Annotated in this window: 7 protein-coding genes and 2 pseudogenes; 4 read left to right on the top strand and 5 right to left on the bottom strand. The window is 53.9% G+C overall.

Annotated elements, in window-relative coordinates; translation table 11 throughout:
• Positions 1-527: pseudogene (gene istB, locus IYY11_RS13990) on the top strand (IS21-like element helper ATPase IstB); the annotation flags it as partial.
• A gap of 241 nt (positions 528-768) precedes the next feature.
• Entirely contained in the window at positions 769-1,371 is a 603-nt protein-coding gene (locus IYY11_RS13995; protein ID WP_196404406.1) for a cupin domain-containing protein, read from the top strand.
• Positions 1,372-1,379: 8 nt separating this feature from the next.
• Here IYY11_RS13995 and IYY11_RS14000 read toward each other — a convergent pair whose 3' ends face one another.
• The 5 genes from IYY11_RS14000 to IYY11_RS14020 form a co-directional block, all read right to left on the bottom strand.
• On the bottom strand, positions 1,380-2,504 hold the full coding sequence (locus tag IYY11_RS14000; protein WP_196404407.1) for a hypothetical protein: 1,125 nt from the start codon (positions 2,502-2,504) through the stop codon (positions 1,380-1,382).
• A 35-nt stretch (positions 2,505-2,539) separates the two neighbouring features.
• On the bottom strand, positions 2,540-3,574 hold the full coding sequence (locus IYY11_RS14005; protein WP_196404408.1) for an ABC transporter substrate-binding protein: 1,035 nt from the start codon (positions 3,572-3,574) through the stop codon (positions 2,540-2,542).
• A 55-nt stretch (positions 3,575-3,629) separates the two neighbouring features.
• Positions 3,630-5,249 carry an ATP-binding cassette domain-containing protein gene (locus IYY11_RS14010; protein WP_196404409.1) on the bottom strand — a complete coding sequence of 540 codons (1,620 nt, stop codon included), beginning with the start codon at positions 5,247-5,249 and terminating at the stop codon, positions 3,630-3,632.
• 280 nt (positions 5,250-5,529) lie between these two features.
• Positions 5,530-6,060, bottom strand: a complete 531-nt coding sequence (locus IYY11_RS14015; protein WP_196404410.1) for a hypothetical protein — start codon at positions 6,058-6,060, stop codon at positions 5,530-5,532.
• A 34-nt stretch (positions 6,061-6,094) separates the two neighbouring features.
• Entirely contained in the window at positions 6,095-6,682 is a 588-nt protein-coding gene (locus tag IYY11_RS14020) for a recombinase family protein (RefSeq protein ID WP_196404411.1), read from the bottom strand.
• A 754-nt stretch (positions 6,683-7,436) separates the two neighbouring features.
• Between IYY11_RS14020 and IYY11_RS14025 the strand changes: the two genes are divergently transcribed.
• Both IYY11_RS14025 and IYY11_RS14030 read left to right on the top strand, forming a co-directional pair.
• Positions 7,437-8,342: a S8 family serine peptidase gene (locus tag IYY11_RS14025; RefSeq protein ID WP_196404412.1), complete on the top strand. Its 906-nt coding sequence runs from the start codon at positions 7,437-7,439 to the stop codon at positions 8,340-8,342.
• Between the two features lie 72 nt (positions 8,343-8,414).
• Positions 8,415-8,829, top strand: a pseudogene (locus IYY11_RS14030) (IS21 family transposase); the annotation flags it as partial.

The following is an 8,829-nucleotide window of genomic DNA, read 5'->3' on the forward strand; positions in this document are numbered from 1 at the left end:
GTCGACTACCGCGCCGCGCGCGGGCTCGACCGCGCCCTGTTCCAAAAGCTCGCCGAAGGCCTGTGGATCGACGCCCGCGACAATCTGGCTCTGGTCGGCCCATCAGGCGTCGGCAAAGTTGGCTCGCTTGCGCCATTGGCCAGAAGGCTTGCCGCGACAACCGTTCCGTCGTCTATCATCGCTGGCCGAAGCTCTGCGAAGACCTTGCGCTCGCGCGCGGCGACGGGCGCCACCCGCGTCTTATCAAATCCCTCGGCCGCGCCGATCTCCTGATCCTCGACGACTTCGGCCTCGAGCCGCTCAACGCCGGCGCCCGCCACGATCTCCTGGAAATCCTTGAAGAACGCTATGGGCGCCGATCGACGATCGTCACATCCCAACTTCCCGTGACCTCATGGCATGAGGTCATCGGCGATCCCACCTACGCCGACGCGATCTTGGACCGCCTCGTGCACAACGCGCATCGCGTAGAACTCGTCGGCGAGAGCCTACGCCGCGCCCGCGCCAAAGGAGCCAAAACGACTTGACCAAAAACAATCGGAGGTGAGACAAATCTCGTCGGTCAACGAACGCGGCGCCCGGGCGGGATCATCTCGTAAAAGGGGGGCGCCATTATCCCGGAATCCCCGGGCGGCATTATCCCGTTACAGACGGGCGCCTTCGTCGGAATCGGCGCTTGGCAATACATCACGCAAAGCGAACGCTTGACCCCTCGATCCTTCGCCGGTATTTGCCGCTAATTCTGAAAGAGACGCGAGAAAACACTGGATGGATCCGAAACACACTATTCACACGCAAGACTTTCTCGATGCCGACGGAGGCGTCAAGCTTGCGCGATGGGCGGAGGACTTAGGCATCGATCCAATGTCGGGACGTCAACATCTGGCAATAAATCTTGGCCCCCGACCGTTACACATGGCCCACACAACTGCCACCGGAGCCGGCCTAATATCGAATGCATTTCTTGGCGCCGACGTCATGCGATTGGCGGCCGGTGAAGGTTTTGTGCCCCACACCCATCCAGGAGATCATTTAATTATTACGGTGGGGGGACATGGTACGTTTGCCTATGACGGAAAGATCTATCCGATTTCAGCAGGCCAAGCCTTTCTCATCGAGGGAAAAGTGCCTCATGCCGTAGCTGCCATAACCGACCTCGTCATTCTCGCAATTGGCTCGCCGCACATGCGCGTCGATGCACCAGACCGCATGACCCCCGTGGAATATAAGGCGGTAACTTCGTATATGGACAAAATGTACTGCCTGATTTGCAAAAAAGTGGCCGTATATCCCAACTTGCTCCACCAAGTCGGCTGCCCGCATTGTTTATGCCGACAATGCATTCCATTGCCCATATCGCCTGGAGCTTAGGATCGCTTTTACAACACTTCTTTCTCCTTCCGGGCATCTTGAATTGCGTTCCTACGCGTTGCTATTTCTTGGTGTACTGACTCGACTATATGAAAATCAGCAGTATCAAATCCTACCATCTGAACTGGTCTTTTATAAAAGTTTCCTTTGAAAATATTTAAACTTGGACTTGGCAGAAAAAATGGCACAACTATTATTGCACGGCGGCGATTAGCAATAAGATAATACTGTGGCATCTCGTCCCATTTTGCTTCAATAGGGACAATATGTTTGTCTCCGGCACTCTGCGCAGCTTTTTGACGAAGAGTTTGCCTGATTAGACATGATTCATCTATACCATCGGCAATTCTTTTGGTCATCGAGGCAAGATCGCCCTCTTCAGCGCCTCTTTTATATGATTCAAACCATTTCTCTTCATCATCTTTACAAAGACAGGTCAACTCTACAGCTCTATCATGTCGTTTTATTTTGTCAGCAACTGATCGCCAAATCCTGGGAGGAAGCACTAAACAACCCATTGCCGGCGTCAAAACCATCATTCTCAAATAGTCTGACTCTTCAGTTTCATCAATGAGCTCGTCTACTTTATTTAAAAAACTGGCAAATGATGTAATAGAGTTACGAAGATCTAGGACATTTGCTAAAGTTAGGTATACGCCCAGAACGGATGCTACCCCTGTTGCTATAGCAAACCATCCACCCGGGTTGTTAGTAAGTCGTGAAGGCCATTCGACTCCACTAAGTGCAGCCGCAAATCCAATTAGAATAACAGTAATGACAATACAAATCACCAGTCCTATCCATATTCTCTTCTTTGTTTGTTTTTCACTAAACGCATGGATAACGTGGCCGTAGTCTCGCGTCCACACGAAGTAGTGATAACATAACAGAAATAGTATGCTCACTACTATTATTAACAAACCGTCGGTTGATGATAGCGTTAAATAGTGCTGAAATAGTCGCTGCAATGAGTTAAGAACTTCGCCAGGATTGTCCTCATCGGGGCTTACCAAAATCATAGACGGAAGCACAAACAGTATAAGCGCGACAACTAGCATTACAAATGTTGGTCCAATTAATATCCGAATCTTGTTAGAGCTTAAGAAGCGGCTTCTGTTAGAGTTCATGGACATTTAGCGCTCCATTGCTGAGAATGAAACGTGCCTTCTCAGAGCAATTTGATTCGCGGGACAAGTGATGCCATCAACGCGGATGCTTCCCCTGATAAGGTCGTGTCGACACGGTCGGTTATCGAAATTTTTTTCTTTATTAATCCTAAGTCCAACATTGTGTCGGCAACCGATTGGGTAAGTTGAATGGTTTCCAACTGCGGAGATATCACAGGCAAGCCGCGCGCACTAGCTACCAAGTCGCGGTCTGTGACGGGGAGCTTCTGAACTAGGTCAAGCTTCAGCTTGGCACTCTCGGCATACAGTCGATCGACTCGGTCTTTATTTTCTCGGGCCAGTTTATACGCGAGCCCATAGCCGGCGAGCAACCGAACCAGTTGCTCTCGGCGATTGCGGATCAGGAGCGAAGGAGCCGTGATGAAGCCACCATAGCGCGTGGAAACAACGAGATGGTGGCCTTCCGTTAAAGCCAAAGTCGTCACCGGGTCCCAGCACGCGACCGCATCGACCTGTCCGGCCCGCAAGGCAAGCAACATGTCGGAAGGGGACACGTTGATAATTTCAACGCTGTTGGCTCCCGTGCCTTCTGGAATTCCTTCTTTGCGCACGAGATCGATCGCATAGGGATGCGACCCGCCGCCGATGGGCACTCCGAACCGCTTTCCTCGAAGGTCGTTCGGCTTTTTGATCTTGGAGGCTTGTGAGGCGACCACGGAAATGTCGAAATCTACCTGTCGTCCAACAATCGTCCATTTTGGCGACGCGGCGATAAGATTTACCACGGGGACAATACCGGCGTTCGTCACGTCGATGCTTTGGGCGATCGCAGCCTCGTTCAAATCCGGCCCAAAGAGAAATCCCGTCAGGGTAAGCTTGAACTGCACCAATTCCTGCGCATTCGAATGCAACAGGGCCTGGATCACTTGCCCCTGCTGCGACCATGCGGTTTGCCAACCAATCCTTATGGGAGGCGGCGAGGCAGGGACATCATCCGTCGGCCTCCCCGACTCCTGTTGTTGCCAAATATACACGCTCGCTCCAACAGCCGCAGTCGCCGAAGCGCCAATCAACATCTCCCGTCTCGATACCGCCCGCATGATTTAGTTCCTTTTGGTCGGAGATACGACACTATCCTTGCGTAGGACCTTCAATTTCCTTCCATAAGGCGCTTACAGCTTCGGCGGGAATGTTGTCACGAACGTAAGTCGAGTAGTCACGTTGGCCCAAGGAAACCTCAAGACCGTTCGAAGCGCCGCACAGCCCATGTTTCAGTGAGATCACGCGGTCGGCGAGGTCCATCGCGTCGTTGAGGTCGTGAGTCACGAAAAACACAGTGATCTTTGCGGCATGGAGATAGGAACGGAATTCCCTGATTAGGCGCTTGCGCGCCGGAGCATCCAACATACTGAATGGTTCATCCAGAAGGATAATAGATGCGCCGGACGCATAGCAACGCGCGAGTTGAACACGTTGCTTCTGGCCGCCAGAAAGGGCGCGCGGATAACGAGTAGATAAATCTACCAAGTTTACGAGTTTTAGCCAAAATGTTGCACGTTGGGCTGCGTCGGAAGCATTTACATCAGGACCAAGAGCGAAATTGACGTTTTCGACGGCCGACATCCAAGGGAATAGACCTTCGGACTGGAACACCCAACCGACCTTTGGTTCCATGTCGCAATCACCAAAATAGAACCTGATTTTTCCCTTATCAGGCGCGAGTTGCCCCGCGATCAATCGAAGCAGCGTCGTCTTGCCGCTGCCGCTCGCGCCCACGATTGCAACAATCTCCCCCGCCGAAACGGCGATGCTGACATTATCAAGAACTGCCCTTTGCGATTGGTAGCCATATGAAACATGATCGATCTCGACGGCGGGACCAGCGAGTTCCGGGGAAAGTTCCGCAGAAGAATGTTTCTCGATTTGTTTTGAGACCGTCGCCGCCGGATTATCTTCCGCGTCGGAATCCGTACGCCAAGAGGTCAGTGCGCGCTCGAGCGAGGATGCCATACCGGTCAACCCGTAACCGATCAAACCGATGACGCCCATGTAAGCAACTACTTTGTCCAAAGCTAAGAGCTGTCGCTCGAGTTGAAGGGCGTAACCAAGACCGCTTCGGGCATAAGACATCTCCGCAACGACCACACACATCCACGCAAAGCCCACCGCAATTTTTGTTCCGGAGAAAAGCGCGGGCAGACTGGCTGGTATCAAGACACGGAAAATCCGTTTGGCCGGACCGGCACCGAGTGCTCGCGCCATAGAGAGGAATGGCGGCGCGTCCACGAGTAAGCCTTGCGTCAGGGAGGTGTAGAGCGGGAAGAATGCGCCAAGGAAGATTATGAGCACCGACGAGGCATCGGAAAGTCCCATCAACGCAATGGAAAGAGGTATCCAAGCTATCGGCGGTATTGGGCGCAACAATTCGGCCGGGACGCTGACAGCGAATCTAAAGGCAGAGAATACGTATGATAGAAGAAAGATCGCTCCCGCGAGCATGAGAGCAACCAAAGAGCCTGACAAGACACGTAGCAAGCTGGCAACGACGTTCGGAATAAAAGCGGGGGCTCGACAAATTTCTATGAAGGCCCGTGCGGCCTCAAGCGGGCTAGGTAGATTTGAATTATAGAAAGCACCTAACTGCCACATTGCCAGGAAAAAGAACAAGCCAATAAGACCGCTCGCAGTTTCCTTAAATTGGAAAGTATTGGAGGGCGGCTGCGTTTGATTGGTGGTTTTTGTCTCCCTCATCTCCACCCTCTTTGTCCGTCCGAATCAAAGATATCCCGCTCTAGCCGCCCTAACTGGAGCTATTACGCGAAGTCTCTGACGGTGTGAAGCGGTCATTATACCGCCCAGCTACGCCGACCCTCAGATTGCTGCCGATGCGAATCGATGGGCAGCGGACAATAACCTCACAGGCCGCATAGTAGTCGACGCGGACCATGACAAGCATTTTCACCTTAGGATGTTGTTCTAACGCTCGACGAAAGGGCCGTCCTGTCCGGCTTTGTCATCGTCAGGTACCCTGTCATGGCGCATTTTTAGTGATCATTAGCCATAGCTGCGCCCACATGCGGGCGTCTGACTCGGCGCGGTGGCGGCGACTTTGCTCGGCCCCATCCAAGGCCATACGGTATTGCGCCATATCGAATTTTCGATCTGTAACCGTTTTCTCAAGTAAAGCGTCGGCGCTGGTTTGGCGTACACAGAATGAAGGCTCGATCCCAGCTCCCTCAAATATTTGGCTGAGCCAAGCCTCATCAAACGGGCTATCGGAATAAAGCTCTCGTCCGGCTAGCCCGCCGTTCATGGCGTTGGCAATATCGCGTACGGGAGTGCCTTGCGCAGAAATCTCTGCAATTGAAATCCCGTGCAATGCTTCGGCGTTCTCGTCCCAGACTGTTGCGATCTGCCACTCAGCTAGCGGACGAACCAGGTGTGAGGCAGAAATAATCTGACCGTCATCGGGCCGAACGTATGCCCAGCCAACTTCGATCACAAAGCCGTCAAGACTTGAAGCCTCGCAGTCATAGAACACCGGCGAGGAAGGAACGGCCATCTATTAATTCTCCATTGAAGTGGTGCGACGTCGCTTAACCAGCTGGTCCTAATTCAGAGCCGACGCCTTGACCCTCGCGTTCGTTGGCAAGAACGCGATAGACGTGCATGCGCGAGCATCCCAAGGACTTAGCAATGACGGCAACCCCGTGCCCGGCATTAGCCATCGCGAATAGTTGCTTCCGATCAATCCGGCGTTTGCCTCCGCGATACACGCCCTCGGCTTTCGCCCGATCGATGCCTTCGCGCTGACGCTCCTTAATGAACCGCCGCTCCAATTGCGCGACCATGCCGAGGACGGTCATGACAATTCGACCGGTTTCGCCGCGTGTCGTCACGTGAGGATCGAGCACGGTCACGAACGCTTCTCGTTGGTCACACTCGTGAACGATGTTGAGGACATCGCGAGTGTCGCGGCCGAGTCGATCAAGGCGCGTCACCACTAGCTCATCTCCAGGCCGAAGGAACTCAATGAGGGTCGCCAGCTCACTTCGGCCGGCGCGACTTCCGCCTGAAACCTTTTCCGAGCGAATGACGCCGCAGCCTTCTGCTTTCAGCCTAGCGAGCTGGGTGTCGAGGTCTTGATCAATGGTGCTGACGCGGGCGTAGCCGATTCGAGCCATAGTGTGTCACCTCAGGGTGTTAAGCCCGACCCTACAGTGTCACTAATAGTCGCCGTCAACCCCGAAGTTACATGTCTATTGATAGGGGATGTTACGTCGCGCGAGGGTATACCCTGACGTGACCGAGTTATGTCAATTGGACCCAGAGGTAATTGGATAGCTAGCCAACTCTTTCGAAGTTCATCTGGCTGGGCAAAACGCACGTGTAGAAGCTTCAAAGCGGGTGCAGCGGCCGCTGCTATAGCTGGTCGAGCTTCCAAAAAAAGAGTGTAGCCCTTAAGCACCATATCGCGCAGAGCCCCAGCATCGGCGACATTCTGGACGTCGCGCACCTCCAATTCGTCGCGCCGAACATCAAGCAGCGGATTATGGGCGGTGTATACCGCATTGCTCGGATCGAATTCGGGCGCTGGGTCGGCTAAAGCTAATAATGCTGTCCATCAGATCAGAGCCTTTCGTTTGACATCCGCAAAGCACAAGCATAATTAACTGGAACTTGGCGACGAATTCCCGCATCGCGTTACGCCCCTGACTAGGCATTCAGATGTGCTTGAGCTACCGCACACGCGTGCGATGGTTTACAACAAGGTGATCGTCATTGACTCTTATGGTTGCGCGAACTTGATTTCTGGTTCGGAGTGACGCCGATCGGAACGGGATACTATAGTCAAGTACAACTAGCCTCGATCAATGAATTCCGAAACGCGCGCTCGAAGTAAAACGCGGTAATTAATCGCAGAAACACGAGAAGCAAATGGCCAAGACGCCGCAACGCCGTCAATCTCGATCGACAGTCTCGCGTGGCAAGGGTGAAACTGTCACACCCAAACCGCCGGCCGCAAGCCTTCTAGAAAGCGATCCAACACGAAAACCATTTACGCCGGAAGTTCTCGACAAGACGGTCATTGCGGTGCCGTTGCTCGAATTACTCGAGGCGGAGCGAAAAAAATTAGCGAGAGATCCAACTCAGAAACCAGCGGTTCACCCGATCATTATCGATCTCGATCTCGAATTTCCTGGGGGCCGCGATAAGGCCCGCGATGAGGTTAAAGCTATGATTGAGGAGCTGCTAAAGCAAGCTGGCTCGCCCTCGGACGAGGGCGTCAGCGAGAGCAAAAGCAAGCTCAGCCAGCAATATGTCTTCGCAGAGCTTCGGGGCGAGCGGATAGCGGAACTGACGCGCCGAGATCAGGCCCGCAGCGACGAACGCGCTCCTACTGTACACAAGGACAATGAGCGCCGCCTCGCGCCTCAGCGGGCGATCTTTCATATTTGGCCGGACTTCGAGGTAGCACCGTTGATCAATCGCTCGATCAGCACAGTCAAAGCGGATGCGGCCCGCAATGCCTTCGGCGCGCTCGGAGAAGGAATTGTGTGGGCTGTGATCGATTCCGGCATTGACGAGAAACATCCCCATTTCAAAAAGCATCAGAATCTCGAGCTCGGCGATAAGCAGGACGCCCTACGGCATCGCGACTTCACTGTGCTAAATGAAAGCGATGAAAACCCGCTGTCAGACGTCTATGGCCATGGCACTCATGTCGCAGCGATAATCGCGGGCGAAATGCGGGAGGAACAAGGCACCATAGAAGCCGCCGTACGCTATCGTGACGAGATGGGTGTGAAGTTGCGTGGAATAAGAACCCCGCTTTGGGGATGATTTGCATCCAATCGGGCCCCCGGAGCTAAGGGTCCACACTGGCCTCCTGATGCAAGGGAGGCCGAGATTGGAATGCTTGTTGTGGAAACGATTGCGAAGATACGCCGCGCCTATTTTGTCCAGAAGAAGCCGATCAAAGAGATTTGCCGGGACCTGCATGTGTCGCGGAAGGTCGTGCGCAAGGTCATCCGTTCGGATGCGACGGAGTTCCGTTACGAACGCGAGACGCAGCCGCTTCCGAAGATCGGTCCCTGGCGCGAGCGGCTGGATTCGCTTTTGCTGGAGAACGAGGGGAAAGCGCCCCGCGAACGGCTGACGCATGTGCGGCTTTTCGAAGAGCTGCGGGGCTTTGGTTATGAAGGCAGCTATGCGGCGGTTCGCCGTTACGCGATTGGCTGGCGCAAGGAGCGCGGCGCTGCGTTGGCGCAGGCCTATGTGCCGCTGAGCTTTGCGCCGGGCGAAGCCTATCAGTTTGACTGGAGCCACG

This window comes from Methylocystis sp. H62, from assembly GCF_015709515.1.
In the GTDB taxonomy this organism is placed as follows: Bacteria; Pseudomonadota; Alphaproteobacteria; order Rhizobiales; family Beijerinckiaceae; genus Methylocystis.

Coding starts and splice junctions, on each gene's coding strand:
- IYY11_RS13995 (WP_196404406.1), top strand. CDS start 769: ATGGATCCGAAACACACTATTCACACGCAAGACTTTCTCGATGCCGAC.
- IYY11_RS14000 (WP_196404407.1), bottom strand. CDS start 2,504: ATGTCCATGAACTCTAACAGAAGCCGCTTCTTAAGCTCTAACAAGATT.
- IYY11_RS14005 (WP_196404408.1), bottom strand. CDS start 3,574: ATGTTGATTGGCGCTTCGGCGACTGCGGCTGTTGGAGCGAGCGTGTAT.
- IYY11_RS14010 (WP_196404409.1), bottom strand. CDS start 5,249: ATGAGGGAGACAAAAACCACCAATCAAACGCAGCCGCCCTCCAATACT.
- IYY11_RS14015 (WP_196404410.1), bottom strand. CDS start 6,060: ATGGCCGTTCCTTCCTCGCCGGTGTTCTATGACTGCGAGGCTTCAAGT.
- IYY11_RS14020 (WP_196404411.1), bottom strand. CDS start 6,682: ATGGCTCGAATCGGCTACGCCCGCGTCAGCACCATTGATCAAGACCTC.
- IYY11_RS14025 (WP_196404412.1), top strand. CDS start 7,437: ATGGCCAAGACGCCGCAACGCCGTCAATCTCGATCGACAGTCTCGCGT.